Raw genomic sequence first — 15,499 nt, forward strand, 5'->3', positions numbered from 1 at the left:
CCGCCCCGGGGAACACCCCGGCTCAGATTCGGGCCTGGGGGACCAGCGACTCGAGCTCGTCCCAGAGGGATTGGGGGATCTCGACGTCGAGGAGCGCGATGGTCTCGGCGGCCCGCTCGGGTCGGGAGATGCCGACCACTGTGGAGTCGACGAGCGGTGAGCGGGTCGAGAACTGGAGGGCGGCGGCGATGAGCGGCACCCCGGCGCGCTCGCACGCCTCGCTCATGGCGAACGCGGCGGCGGCGATGGCCTCGTCGCGTTCCCCGTAGCAGTACTTCGGCTGCTGCGCAGGGCCTTTGGCGAGCATCCCGCCGCCGTAGGGGGCGGCGTTGAGGACGCCGAGGCCGCCCGCGCGGGCCTTGGTGAACAGCTCCTCGGCCTCGCGGTTGAGCAGCGTGTACCGGTTGTGGTTGAGCACGAGGTCGAATTCGCCGGTGTCGAGGTAGCGCTGGCTGAGCTGCACGTCGCCGGAGGCGACGGCGAGGTGGTCGGCGACGCCGGATTCGCGGATCTCGATGAGCGCTTCGAGGGCGCCGCCGGGCGCGAAGCCGTCCTGCTTCATGAACTCGGGGTCGTGCAGGGCGAGGATCGGCAGGTGGTCGACGCCGAGGCGTTCGAGGCTCTCTTCGAGGGACCTGCGCACGCGGTCGCCGGAGTAGTCGCCGGTCTCGGGGTCGGCATCGACTTTGGTCTGGAGGACGAAGCCTTCGGGGAGGCCGCCGCGGCGGCGGATGGCCTCGCCGATGCGGCGCTCGGACAGGCCGTCCTTGCCGTAGTTGTTGCCGGTGTCGAGGTAGTTGACCTCGCTGTCGAAGACGGCGAGGATCGTCTGGACGGCCCGCTCGTCGTCCACTTCGTACCCGTACACCGAGTCGAACCCGGCGAGCGTGCTGGTGCCTATGCACAGGGGCGTGACTTCGAGTCCGGTCGGGCCGAGAGTGTTGCGCTGCATGTTCATCCGTTCGTCTTGAAATCGGTGCTATCGAGGCGGGCGGGGTCGAGGGCGTGTTCGATGACCATGACGCCCGCGCCGATCGCGCCGCTGCTCTCGCCGGTGCGGGCGGCCGCGATGCGCAGGTGCCTGGTGGCCAAGGGCAGCGATCGCTGGTAGATGACCTCGCGGACGCCCGCGATGAGGTGGTCCCCGGCGAGCGAGAGGGAGCCGCCGATGACGATGATCGACGGGTTGAAGAAGTTGACGGCTCCGGCGAGGACTTCGCCGATGTCGCGTCCGGCCTGGCGGACGAGGCGGAGGGCGGGGACGGAGCCGGAGCGGGCGAGGTCGACGACGTCGAGGGAGCCGCCCGCGCGGATGCCCTGCTCGGTGAGGTTCTTGGCGATGGCCGCACCGGAGGCGACGGCTTCGAGGCAGCCGGTGTTGCCGCAGCGGCAGTGGACGTCGCCGGCGCCGGCGACGCGGTTGTGCCCCCAGTGGCCCGCCGCGCCTTGGGCTCCCCGGTAGACCTGGCCACTGGCGATGATGCCGCAGCCGATGCCGGTGGCGGCCTTGATGAACAGCAGGTGCTCGTATTCGGGCCAGGCGGTGAAGTGCTCGCCGAGGGCCATGATGTTGACGTCGTTGTCGACCATGACGGGCACCGGGATGCGTTCGCGCACGTACGCGGGGACCTCGAAGCCGTCCCAGCCGGGCATGATCGGCGGGCTGACGGCGCGGCCGGTGTCGTGCTCGACGGGCCCGGGGAGGCCGATGCCGACACCGAGGAGATCGCTCGCTGGGCGGCCGACTTCGGCGAGGAGCGCGAGGCCGTGTTCGACGGTCCAGTCGAGAACCGGCTTGGGGCCCAACGCGATGTCGAGGTCGGCGTTGGTGACGGCGAGGACGTTCCCGGCGAGGTCGGTGACGGCGAGCCGGGCGTGGGTGGCGCCGAGGTCGGCGCCGAGGACGATGCGCGCGGCGGGGTTGAACGCGAACGTGGCGGGCGGTCTGCCGCCGGTGGAGGCGGTCTCGCCGGTGGGGGCGATGAGCCCGGCGGCGAGCAGCGCGTCGATGCGGCCGGTGACGGTGGAGCGGGCGAGACCGGTGAGCGCCGCGAGTTCGGAGCGGGTCCGCGGGGCGCCGTCGCGCAGGAGCTGGAGCAGCGCTCCGGCGCCGACCGAGGCCCCTGGGGCCGGACGGCGGGGCACGGGCGAACCATCTGTCACACGACTAGTGAACCACACGGGTTTGGACGCAGGCATGACGTAACTGTTTCATAACGCCGACAACTTTTGCTTGTGCTCTGTCATAAGTCTGCCCTACGGTCGTCATATGGCTCACGTCACGATCACCCGGCAGGACTACCGTGCGGCAGTAATCGGCACCGGCTTCATGGGGCGCGTCCACGCCCGCGCGATCGCCGTCGCCGGGGGATCGGTCGCGGGGATAGCGGGGTCCACTCCGGACCGGGCCCGCGAAGCCGCCGCGGACCTCCGCGCCGAAGCCGTGTTCGACGACCTCGACGCGGCCCTCGACGCCGCCGATGTCGTCCACGTCTGCGTCCCCAACCACCTCCACGCCCCGATCGCCTTGGCCGCCATAGCCGCCGGGAAGCACGTCGTCTGCGAGAAGCCCCTCGCCACCGACGCCGCGACCGCCCGCGCCATGACCGAGGCCGCCGCCGAAGCCGGAGTCGTCGCCACCGTCCCGTTCGTCTACCGCTTCCACCCGATGGTCCGCGAGGCCCGCGCCCGAGTCGCCAATGGACAGATCGGCCGGCTCACCCTCGCCCACGGCTCCTACCTCCAGGACTGGCTCCTGCGCCCCGGCGACGACAACTGGCGGGTCGACGCCGACAAGGGCGGCGCGCTCCGCGCCTTCGGCGACATCGGCTCGCACTGGTGCGACCTCCTCGAATTCGTCACCGGCGACCGCATCACCGCCGTCAACGCCCAGCTCGCCACCGCCAACCCCCGGCGATCCGGACGCGACGTATCCACAGAGGACATCGTCACGCTGCAGTTCGCAACGGACGGCGGGATGATCGGCTCCACCGTCATCAGCCAGGTCTCCGCCGGGCGCAAGAACCGGCTCCTCCTCGAGATCTCCGGCACCGAATCCACCCTCGCCTTCGACCAGGAACGCCCCGAGACCCTCTGGATCGGCGGCCGCGACCAGAACGCCGTCCTCATGCGCGACCCCGACCACCTCAGCCCCGACGCCGCCCGCCTCGCCCGCGTCCCCGCCGGACACGCCCAGGGCTACCAGGACTGCTTCGACGCGTTCGTCGCCGACACCCGCGCCGCCATCGACGGCGAGGACCCCGACGGCCTCCCCACCTTCGACGACGGCCTCCGCGCCGCCGACCTCGCCGAAGCCGTCCTCGCCTCCGGCCGCATCCGCGACTGGGCGGAGGTCCCGCGATGACCGCACTGCTCAACATGCGCGGCATCGACAAGGCCTTCCTCGGCGTCCCCGTCCTCTCCGCAGTGGACCTCACCGTGAGCAGGGGCGAGGTCCACGCCCTGGTGGGGGAGAACGGCGCCGGCAAGTCCACGCTCATGAAGATCCTCGCCGGCGTCCACACCGCCGACGCCGGCACCATCGAGCTGGACGGCCGCGCCGTCTCCTTCACCCACCCCGCCGCCGCCCAGCGCGCGGGCATCGCCTCGGTCTTCCAGGAGTTCAACCTCCTCCCCGAGCTCACCGTCGCCGAGAACGTCCACCTCGGACACGAACCGCGCCGCCGCGGCGCCATCGACCGCCGCGCCATGCACGAGACCACCGCCGCGGCCCTCGCCGACCTCGGCGTCGCCGACCTCTCCCCGGCGGCCAAGGTCGGCTCGCTCTCGGTCGCGCACCAGCAGATCACCGAGATCGCGAAGGCCCTCTCCCACGGCGCGGACCTCATCTGCATGGACGAGCCGACCGCCGCGCTGGCGGACGCGGAGGTCGCGCTGCTGTACCGGCTCGTGCAGCGGCTGCGCGAGCGGGGCGTCGCCGTTCTCTATGTCTCCCACCGGCTCCGGGAGATCTTCGACCTGTGCGACCGGATCACGATCCTCAAGGACGGCCGCCTGGTCGAGAGCGTCGCCACCGCCGACATCACCCCCGACGAACTCGTGACGCGCATGGTCGGTCGACGCATCGAGGCGCAGTTCCCGCCCCGCGCGGCGGGCACCGAGCCCGGCGAGGTCCGGCTGCGGATCGACGGCTGCGGGAACGACTATGTGGACGGCATCGACCTGGAAGTGCGCGCGGGCGAGATCGTCGGCCTGGCCGGACTGCAGGGCTCGGGCCGCACCGAGATCGCCGAGGCGGTCTTCGGCATCACCCCGTTCACTCGCGGCACGGTCGCGGTCGACGGCAGGCCGGTGCGGATCACCCGTCCCCGCAAGGCGATCGCGGCCGGGATCGCGCTGGTCACCGAGGACCGCAAGGCCCAGGGCCTCGCGCTGCGCCAGTCGGTGAAGGCCAACGCGCGCATGGTGCTCGACGCGAACGCCCGGGTCCACTCGCGGCGGCGGCTGGCCCGCATCGACGGGATCCTCTCGAGCCTCGACCTCGTGGCGCGCGGCGGCGACCAGGAGGTGCAGTACCTCTCGGGCGGCAACCAGCAGAAGGTGGTGGTCGCGAAGTGGCTCGCCGCCGAACCGGGCGTGATCGTGCTCGACGAGCCGACGCGCGGGATCGACGTGGGCGCCAAGCACAAGCTGTACGCGGTGATCCGCTCCCTCGCGGCCGAAGGGCTCGCGGTGCTGCTCATCGCCTCCGAGCTCATCGAGGTGATCGGCCTGGCCGACCGGATCGCGGTCCTCCACGACGGCCGCATCGCCGGGGAGCTGCCCGGCGGCGCGAGCGAGCAGGAGGTCATGGCGTACGCGACCGGTCGGCGCCGTCCGCAGAGCGAAGGGACGCAAGCCGAATGACCGCCTTCACCCCTCGCCCCCGCATCGGCGCCACCGTCGCGATCTACCTGGCCCTCGCGGGCGTGCTCGCGGTCGGCGGGGCCGCCGTCGCGGCCGACGGCGGGAACCTCTTCGCGACCGCGCACCTCGTCGACATGCTCACGCGCACCAGCCTCACCGGGTTCCTCGCGATCGGCATGACCCTGGTGATCCTCTGCCGGTCCCTGGACCTCTCGGTCGGCTACACCGCGGCCCTCTCCAGCCTCGTCGCGGCGACCACGATGGACGGTCAGAGCGGGAACGTGCCGCTCGCGGTCGCCCTGGTCCTGCTCGTGTCCGGGCTCATCGGCGCGGCGAACGGCGCGATCGTCGCGTTCCTCAAAGTGAACCCGTTCATCGCGACCCTCGGCACGGGGCTGATCCTCAAGGGCTACCTGGACACCGAGTACAAGGGCCCGGCCGGGGACGTGCCGTTCGCGTTCCAGCAGGCCCTCGGCTACACCAGGTTCGCGTTCATCCCCGTCTCCACGGTCGTCATGCTCGCCGTCGCCGCCGCGGCGGTCTGGTTCCTCAGGTCGACCCGCACCGGACACCACATGTACGCCGTCGGCGGCGACGTCGAGGTGGCGCGCATGTCCGGCATCCGCACCACCCGCGTGCTGCTCACCGCCCACGTCCTGTGCGGCATGAGCGCGGGCCTCGCCGGGCTGCTGCTCGCGGCCCGGTTCGGCACCGGCTCGGCCGAGGCCTACACGAACCTCTACGAGCTGGACGCGATCGCCGCCGTCGTGCTCGGCGGCACGCTGCTCCTCGGCGGCAAGGGCGGCGTCGCGGGAACCGTTGCAGGCGTGGCGATCCTGGCCGTGCTCGACACCGTGTTCAACGTGATGCAGATCGACCCGTTCGCGAAGGACGTGCTGCGCGGCGTCGTCATCATCGCCGCCGTCGCCCTCTACGCCCGCCGCCAGCTCGACCGCACCGCCCGCAGACCCCGCTTCGCCGCGGCCGCAGGGAGGGCGTCATGACCCACGTCAAACGGCTCGGCGCCGCCCTCCAAGGCGCGGGCACCGTGTTCCTCCTGCTCGCGCTCGTCTTCGCGCTCATCCTCGCGATCAACCCCGGGTTCTTCGCGGCCCCCTCGCTCATGGCCTTCCTCAAACAGGCCGCGCCGCTGGTCATCCTCGCGGCCGGGCAGTACTTCGTGATCGTCTCGGGGAACTTCGACCTCTCCGTCGGCGCGCTCGTCGGCGCCCAAGTGGTGATCGCCGCGCGCCTCATCGACGGCGAAGAATCCCGCACGGTCCCCGTCATGCTCGTCATGCTCGCCTTCGGCATCGGTGTGGGCCTGATCAACGGCCTCATCACCACCGTCCTGAAAGTCCAGTCGTTCATCACCACCCTCGGCATGCTCCTGGTCCTGTACGGCGCGATCCGGCTCTGGACCGGCGGCGCACCGACCGGCGCGCTCTCCGACGCGTTCCGCACGCCCGGGCGGCTCGGCATCCAGACGCCGCTCTTCCAGATCCCGTGGGCCCTGCTCATCATGATCGGTGTCGGCGCGGGCGCGATCGCATTGATGCGCACCAGATTCGGCCGGATCCTCATGGCCTCGGGCGACAACGAGCTCGCCGCGAACCGCTCCGGCGCCCGCGTCGACACCGTCCGCACCGCCGCGTTCGTCCTCTCCGGTGTCTCCGCCACGATCGCCGGCATCCTCATCGGAGGGTTCGCCGGCGTCAGCGCCCAAGTCGGCGAAGGCCTCGAGTTCACCGTCATCACCGCCGTCGTCCTCGGCGGCGTCGCACTCGGCGGCGGCCGCGGCACAGCGCTCGCCGCCATGGCCGGGGCACTCGCGATCGAAGCCCTGTTCACGCTGTTCAACCAGATGGCGCTGCCCGCGACGCTCCGGCCCGCCGTGCAGGGCGTCATCATCATCGCCGCCGTCGCCTACGCGGCCCGGCGGCGCATCCGACCCGCCCTGCAATCCACCGCCACACCCTCATGAAAAGAAGGCACCATGCAGACCACACGCCTCGCCCTCGCCGCGGCGGCCGCCCTCGGGCTGCTGCTCGCGACCGGATGCACCACCGATACGCCGACCGAACCCGCCGAGGAGGACGCCAGCACCGCCGAATCCGGCGATGAGTGGTTCGTCCAGGCCGAATACGACGAGCAGCTCGCCCAGCGCGACATCGAACCCGAAGGCGACCCCGACACGCCCTGGCTGCAGGCGATCGAACCCGAATGGGTCGACACGAGCCAGTTCGCGCGCGAAGGCGGCGACGCCACCGTGTGCTTCTCCAACGCCTCGGTCTCCAACCCGTGGCGCGTCACCGGCTGGATCACCATGCAGGAGCAGGTGAAGGTCCTCCAAGAGGCCGGGGAGATCGGCGAGTTCCGCACCTCCGACGCCGGTGACGACGACGACCGGCAGATCTCCGACATCCAGGCGTTCGTCGACTCCGGCGAATGCGACGCGCTCATCATCTCGCCCTCCACCACCGCGACCCTCACACCCGCGGTCGAGACCGCCTGCGCCTCGGGCATTCCCGTGATCGTGTTCGACCGCGGCGTCAACACCGACTGCGCGACCACCTTCATCCACCCGATCGGCGGCTACGCGTACGGCGCCGACGCCGCCGAGTTCCTCGTCGACAACCTCGAACCCGGCTCCACGGTGCTCGCGCTGCGCATCCTCCCCGGCGTCGACGTCCTCGAACACCGCTGGGCCGCCGCGCAGGAGATCTTCGGCGACGCCGACCTCGAAATCCTCGGCAACGAGTTCACCGGCGGCGACGCCGCCGAGATCAAGAACATCGTCACCCAGTACCTGCAGCGCGGCGACGTCGACGGCATCTGGATGGACGCCGGCGACGGCGCCGTCGCCGCGATCGAGGCGTTCGAGGACGCCGGGAAGCCCTACCCGGTGATGGCCGGCGAGGACGAACTCTCGTTCCTGCGCAAATGGCAGGAGACCGGCATGACCGCGATCGCCCCCGTCTACTCCAACTTCCAGTGGCGCACCCCGGTTCTGGCGGCGACCATGATCCTCAAGGGCGAGCAGGTACCGTCGGAATGGGTACTGCCGCAGGAGCCGATCACGGAGGCCGACTTGGACGACTACCTCGAACGCAACGCCGACATGCCCTCGCTGCACTACGCCAAGTTCGGCGGCGAGGACCTGCCCGGCTTCCCCGACGCCTGGCGCGACCGTTGACCCGCACCATCGGCGTCAACACCTGGGTCTGGGCCTCGCCGCTCGACGACGAGGTCCTGGCCCGGCTCGCAGTGCGCGTGCGCGACTGGGGATTCGACGCCATCGAACTCCCCGTCGAGCACCCCGGCGACTGGGACCCGAAGCGCGCCGACGAGATCCTGAAGAGACTCGGCCTCGACGCCACCGTGGTGCTCGTGATGGGCGAGGGACGCGAACTCGTCGACGCCCCGCGCGCCGTCGTCGCCCAGACCCAGGACTACCTGCGCCGCGTCGTCGACGCCGCCGTAGCGGTGGGCTCCAAGGTCATCGCCGGACCCGCCTACGCCTCCGTCGGCCGCACCTGGCGCGTCCAAGACCGGCCCGCGGCCTACCGCGAACTGCGCGAACACCTCGCCCCGGTCGCCGACTACGCCGCCGAACGCGGCGTCACCGTCGCCGTGGAACCGTTGAACCGCTACGAGACCAGCCTCATCAACACCGTCGACCAGGCACTGGAGGCACTGGACGGACTGCCCGGCACCGCGCTGGCACTCGACGTCTACCACATGAACATCGAGGAGACCCATCTCCCGGCCGCGATCGTGCGGGCCGGGGACCGGATCGGGCACGTCCAGGTCAGCGCCAACGACCGGGGCTCGCCCGGCCGCGACCACCTCGACTGGCGTTCGATCCTGCACGCCCTCGACCTGGCCGGGTACACCGGGCCCCTTGTCATCGAGTCGTTCACCGCGCACAATGCGACTATCGCGACGGCCGCTTCCATATGGCGGCCGCTCGCGCCGACCCAAGACGCCCTCGCCGTCGACGGACTGACCTATCTGAGGAGTCTCACGGATGCCTAGACCCATCACACTGTTCACCGGCCAGTGGGCCGACCTGCCGTTCGAGGAGGTGTGCCGGCTCGCCGCGGGCTGGGGCTACGACGGGCTCGAAGTCGCCTGCTGGGGCGACCACCTCGACGTGGTGCGGGCCGCCGAGGACGACGACTACGTCGCCGAGCGCAAGGCGATCCTCGAATCGCATGGCCTGGGACTGTGGACGATCTCGAACCACCTGGTGGGCCAAGCGGTCTGCGACGACCCGATCGACGACCGCCACAAGGCGATCGTGCCCTCCCGCGTGTGGGGCGACGGCGAGCCCGAGGGCGTGCGCGGGCGCGCCGCCGAGGAGATGAAGGCGACCGCGCGGGCCGCCGCGAAGCTCGGCGTCGACACGGTCGTGGGCTTCACCGGCTCGGCCGTGTGGAAGTACGTCGCGATGTTCCCGCCGGTATCGGAGGCGGTGATCGAGGCGGGCTATGACGACTTCGCGGCCCGCTGGAACCCGATCCTCGACGTGTTCGACGAGGTCGGGGTGCGGTTCGCGCACGAGGTGCACCCCTCGGAGATCGCCTACGACTACTGGTCGACGCACCGCACCCTCGAAGCGGTCGGGCACCGCAGCGCGTTCGGGCTCAACTGGGACCCGAGCCACATGGTGTGGCAGGACATCGATCCGGCGGCGTTCTTGTGGGACTTCCGGGAGCGGATCTACCACGTGGACTGCAAGGACACCCGCAAGCGTTTCGACGGCCGGGGCGGCCGCCTTTCCTCGCACCTGCCGTGGGGCGACCCGCGGCGCGGCTGGGACTTCGTGTCCACGGGGCACGGCGACGTGCCCTGGGAGGACTGCTTCCGGGTGCTCAACGCGATCGGCTACGCGGGCCCGATCTCGATCGAGTGGGAGGACGCGGGCATGGACCGTCTCCGCGGCGCCCCCGAAGCCCTTGCGTACGTGCGGGACTTGAACTTCGACCGCCCCGCCGCGTCCTTCGACGCCGCGTTCAGCTCCGACTAAGGCGCGGGCGTGATGCTGTCGTGAGGGCTGGTTGCCGGTCGCGGTCAGAGCGGTCAGCGACGGAGCGGTGAGGATCGCGTCGGGGGCGTGATGCCGCCGTGCGGGCTGGTTGCCGATCGCGGTCAATGCGATCAGCGACTGAAGTGGCGGGATTCGGGTGCGTTGCCGTCGCTGAGGCCGGACTCGGGGTCCTGGCAGGAGTCGGGGCCCTCGCCGCGATAGCGGCTCGGGCCGGATGCGGGACCCGGGCGGGACTTGGGGTCCTGGCCGCGCTAGGGCCCCGGCGGCGGTTCGCGGCGCACTGGGGACCCCGCCGCGCTTGAGGACCCGCCCGGACTCGAGCCTGCCCCTGCTGTTGCTGCTGTTGCTGCTGTTGCTGGAGCGGCGCGCTCGTGTCGCTCACGACGCCGGTGGCGGCGGTGCCGCTGGTGGCGGTGGCGGCCGGGTGGCGCCGTGGGCTTGGTGTCCGGGGCCGGGCGACGTTTCGATCCGGCTTCAAACCGGCGGCGATGGTGTGGTGGGCGGTGGCCCGGGGGTGTGTCGCCGGGGCGGGGCCGGTGGTCGCTTCCGGTCGGGCCGGGTGGGTCCGTCCGGATGCCGCAGCGGCGGGGCGGTCGGCGGCACGGGAGCGGTCAGCCGCCGAGTTCGGCTCGGTTGCGCTCTTGTCCATGTCCGTGTTCGTGTGCATGGTCGTGGTCCTCATGCGCCTGTGTCGCCTCCTTCCCGCTGCTCCGCTTGCTTCCCTCGCTGGCCCTGCTGGTCCTGCTGGTCCTGCTGGTCTTGCTTCGGCTTCCGGTTCCGGCCCTTCGGCTTTCGCCTGGCCGCGCGCCGTCCCTGCCAGGGGCGGATGTGGTTGCCTGCCGTCCCTGAGGGAGTGGTGCGGCCTCCCGGTGATGGTCCGGGTGGTTGCCGGTGGCGGGTTCGCCTCCCGAGGATCGTTTGCCGTTCCTCGGGGTCCGTCCTGCAGTCGCGCGGGCTTGCGGGCGCGGCGCTGCCGGGACGGGGTGGTGCTCGCCATGGACGTGCTTGCGGTGTCGCCGTGCCGAGTCCTCTATTCGCTCGGTGTGGCCTCACCGTTGACGCTGGCGGGTCGTGCTCGGATCGCGTATGCCGTCGTGTACGGCATCGCCTGCTGGTTGGGGTGATCCCAACTAGGATCGTCCACCCAGTCACGGCCCATCGGGGGCGCGGACAGCTGCGGGCGATGGCACGGGGGTGAGATCGGACGCCTCCAGCGGAGGAGCACCCTGGCTTACCGGGTCGTCGCCTCGAAACAAGTCGGTTTGTCGGATCGGCCAGAGGCTTGTCATAGTCTGCTTACACCTACCCCGACACCTGTACCAGTTTCCTGTCCCTGTACGTACCTCAATTGTCCCCCATGCAGCCCCCGACTGTCATCACCCACAGGTGGAGAACATCCTCATGTTCCCCACCCCCACGCCCAGCCTGATCGACTGCGTCCCAACCGAATCCGACCCGAGGCGCGCCACCCCGCCCGCCCCGCCACTTACCCCTCCGTCGCTGCCCGCCTTAAGTGCAACCCACCCCGACCTGGTGCCGCTCGCGCGGCCCGGGGTTCTTGCCCTGCTAGGCGAAGGCGAAGATCGGCGGGAACGCCAGTACGACGATCCACGCCCATGCGGCGTACACCGGCATGTAGTCGGTCTGCCAGCGCTCGAGCCGTGCGAACGGCTTGCGGCCCTTCACGATCCCCCAGTACAGCCAGGCCGACCAGGCGAGGTTCACGAACAGGACCAGATTCTCGCCGAGTGCCGCGCTCTTGTTCGGCGTGAAGCCCCACTCGGTGATGCGGCCGGTGATCGCGATGAGCACGAGCACGTCGATGAGCAGGGCGCTCACGACCAGCGCGAGCTGCATCCAGTCGAAGAACCCGGCGGGTGCGCCGGGGTCGCGGGCCGAGATCGAGTACAGGACCAGGCCGAGGACCACGACCAGGAGCAGGTCGAACAGGATGAGCATGTCGCGCTCGACGTCGATCGCATTGGTGGTCAACGCGATCGCCACGAGCACTGCCACGAGCGTCACCGCGAACAGCGGCGTGAACACGCGGGTGAGGACCGGCGCCATGTTCTCGATGACGCTCTGCTTCGCCTCGACCAGCCACGCGGCCACGACCACGGCGGCTGCGCCACCGCAGGGGACGAGCCATTCGCTGATGAACGTCTCCGCGTCGATCCCTATGGCGCTGAAGGTGCCCACGGTGATGCCGGTGAGCACCCCGCCGCCGAGGCAGATGAGCACGAAGTAGATGAACCACTCGCCGGTGAAGCGGATGAAGTCCATGCGCTTCTGGCCCGAGCGCCATTCGCCTGCGGCGTAGGCGATGCCGACGACCAGCCACAGCGCGAGCGGAAGGTGAATGCCAGTGAGCACGATGGACTGCGAGTCGCCCTCGAGCGGGTACGCGTTCGCGGCGACGGCCCCGAGCGCGAACAGGCCGAGCAGCGCGAGCGCAGTGCCCCGGCGGACCCTGCGGCGCCACGCGAAGTACACCGCGAGCGGCGCGAGAACGAGCAGGCCCAGGTTGCGCCCGTAGAACTCGGCGCTGCCGTCGAATCCGTAGCCGAAGAGCGCGGGGAGTTTCACCGCGAGCACGGCGAGGGCGGCGCAGGCGATCATGACGAGCAGACCGCGGCGGCGCGCGGCCTCGGCAGGCGCGTCGTCGGTGAGCACGAGCTGTTTCCACAGCCGGTCGGAGTGCTCGCGGGCGAATTCGCGGGAGAGCTCGTCCATGCGGCCCATGCGTTTCACGGCGATGAGGAAGGCCTCGTCGGTGCGCAGGCCGGTCTCGGTGAGGTCGGCGACGCGCTCGCGGAGGTGGTCTTCGAGTTCGTCGACGTCGGCGCCGCTGAGGGCGCGGCGGCGGAGCATGTAGGTCCGCCATTCGGCGATCTGCGTTTCGAGCTCGGTGTCGTTGCCGGTCATGTCACCCCTCCAATACGGGCGACGCGGTCGGTCCGATCGACCGCGTGGCCTTCCAGATGTCTTGCAGCGCTTCGGTGACGGCGTCCCATTGCTTGCGCTGCTCGGCCAGTTCTCTGCGGCCGGAGGGGGTGATGGCGTAGTACTTTCGGCGGCGCCCGCCTTCGGGGGTGCGCCAGTTGGCCTCGACGTGGCCGAGTCTTTCGAGGCGGTGGAGGAGCGGGTAGAGCAGGCCTTCGGTCCATTCGAGGCGGCCGCCGGAGCGCTCGGCGATCTCCTTGAGGATCGCGTAGCCGTAGCTCTCCTCTTCGGCGAGGATGCCGAGGACCAGCGGTGTCGCCGAGGCGGCGACGAGGTCTTTGGCGATGTGCATGAGGAGGCGCCTCCTAAACCCTAGTAGTTCTATGCCTTGAGGTGCTATGCATCGTAGCGCTAGGGTTCTTGGCACGTCAACCGCGGATACGCGAAACGCCGCCGCACGTGGGGTGCGGCGGCGTTCTCGGGTCCTGGTCAGGCCTCCGGCCGACCGATCTGCAGCTTCTCGAAATCGAGCACGAGATCGGCGCGGTGCCGGGCGGCGCGAATGCGTTCGGCGTTGCGCTCGTCGACCTCGGCCACCCATGAGCGGGCCCGCTCCGGCGACTTCCCGAACCGTTCGTGGCGCGCGACCAGCCGGGCCAAGCGCAGCGGCTCCGGAGTCTCGCAGTACCAGACCTCGCTGAGCGCAGCGCGGACGGCGGGCCAGGGCCCGGTCTCATCGAGCAGGTAGTTCCCCTCGGTCACCACGATCTCGGCCGTGGGCGGCACCGCGATCGCCCCTGCGACGGGCTCGCCGATCCGCCGATCGAACTCCGGCGCGTACACGGTCGTTTCCCGTTCCGCCGCAATGCGTTCCAGCAGCGCCCGGTACCCGTGGCCGTCGAACGTGTCGATCGCGCCCTTGCGGTCGCGGCGGCCGAGGCGCACGAGTTCGGCGTTCGCGAGGTGGAAGCCGTCCATCGGCACCTGCACCGCGCGCCGCCGCTCGGGGTCGAGCGTGCGCGCGAGCCACGCGGCGGCGGTCGACTTGCCCGCGCCCGGGCAGCCCGCGATCCCGATGAGCACGCGCCCGTCGCCCGCGCGGAGGTCCTGCACGCGGTCCAACAGGAGCTGAGGGTCGTCTGCGATGTCCACGCGCCCGAACCTATCCGACCGCCCTACGCCCGCACCCGCAGGCTCAACCCCGCGTTCACCAGGGCCGTCACCCCCTGGGTCGCGATGGTCCACCCGTACGCCTCCTGTACGCCGACCTCCGGCGCGAGGTGCAGGAACACGGCCCCGAAGACCGCCACTCCCGAGGCGAGCGATACCTGCTGGAACGTGGCCATCACGCCGCTGCCGACCCCGGCCCGCTCCGGCGGGACCTCGGCGAGCACCACCCGGAACAGCACCGGCAGCTGCAGGCCCTGCCCGAAGCCGACGGCGACCAGCGCCGGGGCCATCGCGAGCGCCGCCGTGCCCGACCACGTCGACGCGACCGTCCACACCAGAGCGACCAGCCCTGCGATCTGCACGGCCACGCCCCACGTCACCGCCCGCCCGCCGAGCCGCGGCGCCAGTCGCGGTCCGATCGCCGACCCCGCGAAGAACGCCAGCGCGTACGGCACCAGAGCGAACCCGGCCGCGACCGGCCCGTAGCCGAGCCCCTGCTGGATCGCGACGGCCGAAGCGAACAGGAACCCGCCGAACCCGCCCATCGACAGCATCATCACCGGCAGCCCCCGCCGCATCCCCGGCAGCGCAAGCAGACTCGGCGGCAGCAGCGGCACCGCCCCCGCCCGCTCCTTGCGCCGCTGCACGATCAAGAACACGGCCGCGGCGAACGGGAACGCCCCCAAGCAGATCCACGACCAAGCGGGCCAGCCCGCCGCGCGTCCCTCGGTGAGAGGTACGAGCAGCAGCACCATGGCCGCGCCCAGCAGGACCGCGCCGAGCGGGTCGAGCGGCGCCGACTTCGGCGCGCGCGACTCCGGGACGGTGCGCAGCAGCAGGACCGCCGCGATCGCCACGGCCGGGACGTTGATGAAGAACACTGAGCGCCAACCGGTTCCGGCGATGTCCGCGCCGACCATGAACCCGCCGAGGATCTGCCCGAACGCGAACGCGAGGCCCACGACGGCCCCGAACATGCCCATGGCGCGGGCCCGCCCGGCCCCGGAGGTCGTGGCCTGGATGGTCGCCATCGCCTGCGGCAGGCACAGTGCCGCCGCCGCGCCCTGCAGCATCCGCGCCGCGACGAGCGCACCGCCTGCGGGGGCGAGCCCGCACAGCAGCGAGGTGAAGCCGAACCCGATGAGGCCCAGCACCATCAGGCGCCTGCGGCCGAAGGCGTCGCCGAGTCTCCCGCCGAGGACCAGCAGCGAGGCGTAGGCCGTGGCGTAACCGGCGACGACGAGTTCGAGTGCCGCGGGTCCGGCGCCGAGGTCGGCGCCGATGGTCGGCAGCGCCACGTTCACGATGAACGCATCCATAGAGGACATTGAGGCGATGAGGAGGATGGTGAAGAGACCGGCCCCGGAGAGGCCGGCGTCCCGCGAGTGGGCATCGAGCGGCGCCGGAGGCGGCGCGCTGTCGGTCTGTGTCATGCACCGACCTTGGCGCCGCGCCCAACCCGGTACC

At 71.0% G+C, this 15,499-nt stretch carries 13 protein-coding genes; 7 read left to right on the plus strand and 6 right to left on the minus strand.

Features of this window, described 5'->3' with window-relative positions; genetic code table 11:
* Positions 1 to 22: 22 nt before the first annotated feature.
* The gene (locus tag JHY01_RS17145; RefSeq protein ID WP_205326874.1) at positions 23 to 952 is read right to left on the minus strand and encodes an aldo/keto reductase; all 930 of its coding nucleotides are present in this window, start codon (positions 950 to 952) and stop codon (positions 23 to 25) included.
* Between the two features lie 2 nt (positions 953 to 954).
* A complete protein-coding gene (locus JHY01_RS17150) occupies positions 955 to 2,199 on the minus strand; it encodes an ROK family transcriptional regulator (RefSeq protein ID WP_205326875.1) in 1,245 nt (414 codons plus the stop codon).
* A 70-nt stretch (positions 2,200 to 2,269) separates the two neighbouring features.
* Between JHY01_RS17150 and JHY01_RS17155 the strand changes: the two genes are divergently transcribed.
* Genes JHY01_RS17155 through JHY01_RS17185 form a run of 7 tightly spaced genes read left to right on the plus strand, consistent with a single transcriptional unit; the run spans position 2,270 to position 9,898 of the window.
* Positions 2,270 to 3,364 (plus strand): Gfo/Idh/MocA family protein, encoded by a 1,095-nt coding sequence (locus tag JHY01_RS17155; RefSeq protein ID WP_205326876.1) that lies wholly within the window; start codon positions 2,270 to 2,272, stop codon positions 3,362 to 3,364.
* Positions 3,361 to 4,866 (plus strand): sugar ABC transporter ATP-binding protein, encoded by a 1,506-nt coding sequence (locus tag JHY01_RS17160; protein ID WP_205326877.1) that lies wholly within the window; start codon positions 3,361 to 3,363, stop codon positions 4,864 to 4,866. Before JHY01_RS17155 ends, JHY01_RS17160 begins: the two co-directional genes overlap by 4 nt.
* Positions 4,863 to 5,870 (plus strand): ABC transporter permease, encoded by a 1,008-nt coding sequence (locus JHY01_RS17165; RefSeq protein WP_205326878.1) that lies wholly within the window; start codon positions 4,863 to 4,865, stop codon positions 5,868 to 5,870. The genes JHY01_RS17160 and JHY01_RS17165 overlap by 4 nt, the downstream gene beginning before the upstream one ends.
* The gene (locus JHY01_RS17170) at positions 5,867 to 6,850 is read left to right on the plus strand and encodes an ABC transporter permease (RefSeq protein WP_205326879.1); all 984 of its coding nucleotides are present in this window, start codon (positions 5,867 to 5,869) and stop codon (positions 6,848 to 6,850) included. Before JHY01_RS17165 ends, JHY01_RS17170 begins: the two co-directional genes overlap by 4 nt.
* Positions 6,851 to 6,862: 12 nt before the next feature.
* Entirely contained in the window at positions 6,863 to 8,062 is a 1,200-nt protein-coding gene (locus JHY01_RS17175; RefSeq protein WP_205326880.1) for a substrate-binding domain-containing protein, read from the plus strand.
* A complete protein-coding gene (locus tag JHY01_RS17180; protein WP_205326881.1) occupies positions 8,059 to 8,904 on the plus strand; it encodes a sugar phosphate isomerase/epimerase in 846 nt (281 codons plus the stop codon). The genes JHY01_RS17175 and JHY01_RS17180 overlap by 4 nt, the downstream gene beginning before the upstream one ends.
* The gene (locus tag JHY01_RS17185; RefSeq protein WP_205326882.1) at positions 8,897 to 9,898 is read left to right on the plus strand and encodes a sugar phosphate isomerase/epimerase; all 1,002 of its coding nucleotides are present in this window, start codon (positions 8,897 to 8,899) and stop codon (positions 9,896 to 9,898) included. Before JHY01_RS17180 ends, JHY01_RS17185 begins: the two co-directional genes overlap by 8 nt.
* A 1,587-nt stretch (positions 9,899 to 11,485) precedes the next feature.
* Here the strand turns inward: JHY01_RS17185 and JHY01_RS17190 are convergent.
* The 4 genes from JHY01_RS17190 to JHY01_RS17205 all read right to left on the minus strand — a co-directional run bounded on the left by JHY01_RS17190 (position 11,486) and on the right by JHY01_RS17205 (position 15,465).
* Complete coding sequence (locus JHY01_RS17190) at positions 11,486 to 12,844, minus strand: permease prefix domain 1-containing protein (RefSeq protein ID WP_205326883.1); 1,359 nt, start codon at positions 12,842 to 12,844, stop codon at positions 11,486 to 11,488.
* A gap of 1 nt (position 12,845) precedes the next feature.
* Positions 12,846 to 13,214, minus strand: a complete 369-nt coding sequence (locus JHY01_RS17195; protein ID WP_205326884.1) for a PadR family transcriptional regulator — start codon at positions 13,212 to 13,214, stop codon at positions 12,846 to 12,848.
* 137 nt (positions 13,215 to 13,351) lie between these two features.
* Positions 13,352 to 14,014: a nucleoside/nucleotide kinase family protein gene (locus JHY01_RS17200; RefSeq protein WP_307814486.1), complete on the minus strand. Its 663-nt coding sequence runs from the start codon at positions 14,012 to 14,014 to the stop codon at positions 13,352 to 13,354.
* 23 nt (positions 14,015 to 14,037) lie between these two features.
* Entirely contained in the window at positions 14,038 to 15,465 is a 1,428-nt protein-coding gene (locus tag JHY01_RS17205; protein ID WP_205326885.1) for an MFS transporter, read from the minus strand.
* Positions 15,466 to 15,499: the final 34 nt, after the last annotated feature.

This window comes from Glycomyces sp. YM15 (assembly GCF_016918015.1).
Taxonomy (GTDB): Bacteria; Actinomycetota; Actinomycetes; order Mycobacteriales; family Micromonosporaceae; genus Glycomyces.

Coding starts and splice junctions, on each gene's coding strand:
- JHY01_RS17175 (WP_205326880.1), top strand. CDS start 6,863: ATGCAGACCACACGCCTCGCCCTCGCCGCGGCGGCCGCCCTCGGGCTG.
- JHY01_RS17160 (WP_205326877.1), top strand. CDS start 3,361: ATGACCGCACTGCTCAACATGCGCGGCATCGACAAGGCCTTCCTCGGC.
- JHY01_RS17150 (WP_205326875.1), bottom strand. CDS start 2,199: ATGCCTGCGTCCAAACCCGTGTGGTTCACTAGTCGTGTGACAGATGGT.
- JHY01_RS17185 (WP_205326882.1), top strand. CDS start 8,897: ATGCCTAGACCCATCACACTGTTCACCGGCCAGTGGGCCGACCTGCCG.
- JHY01_RS17205 (WP_205326885.1), bottom strand. CDS start 15,465: ATGACACAGACCGACAGCGCGCCGCCTCCGGCGCCGCTCGATGCCCAC.
- JHY01_RS17190 (WP_205326883.1), bottom strand. CDS start 12,844: ATGACCGGCAACGACACCGAGCTCGAAACGCAGATCGCCGAATGGCGG.
- JHY01_RS17155 (WP_205326876.1), top strand. CDS start 2,270: ATGGCTCACGTCACGATCACCCGGCAGGACTACCGTGCGGCAGTAATC.
- JHY01_RS17165 (WP_205326878.1), top strand. CDS start 4,863: ATGACCGCCTTCACCCCTCGCCCCCGCATCGGCGCCACCGTCGCGATC.
- JHY01_RS17195 (WP_205326884.1), bottom strand. CDS start 13,214: ATGCACATCGCCAAAGACCTCGTCGCCGCCTCGGCGACACCGCTGGTC.
- JHY01_RS17145 (WP_205326874.1), bottom strand. CDS start 952: ATGCAGCGCAACACTCTCGGCCCGACCGGACTCGAAGTCACGCCCCTG.
- JHY01_RS17170 (WP_205326879.1), top strand. CDS start 5,867: ATGACCCACGTCAAACGGCTCGGCGCCGCCCTCCAAGGCGCGGGCACC.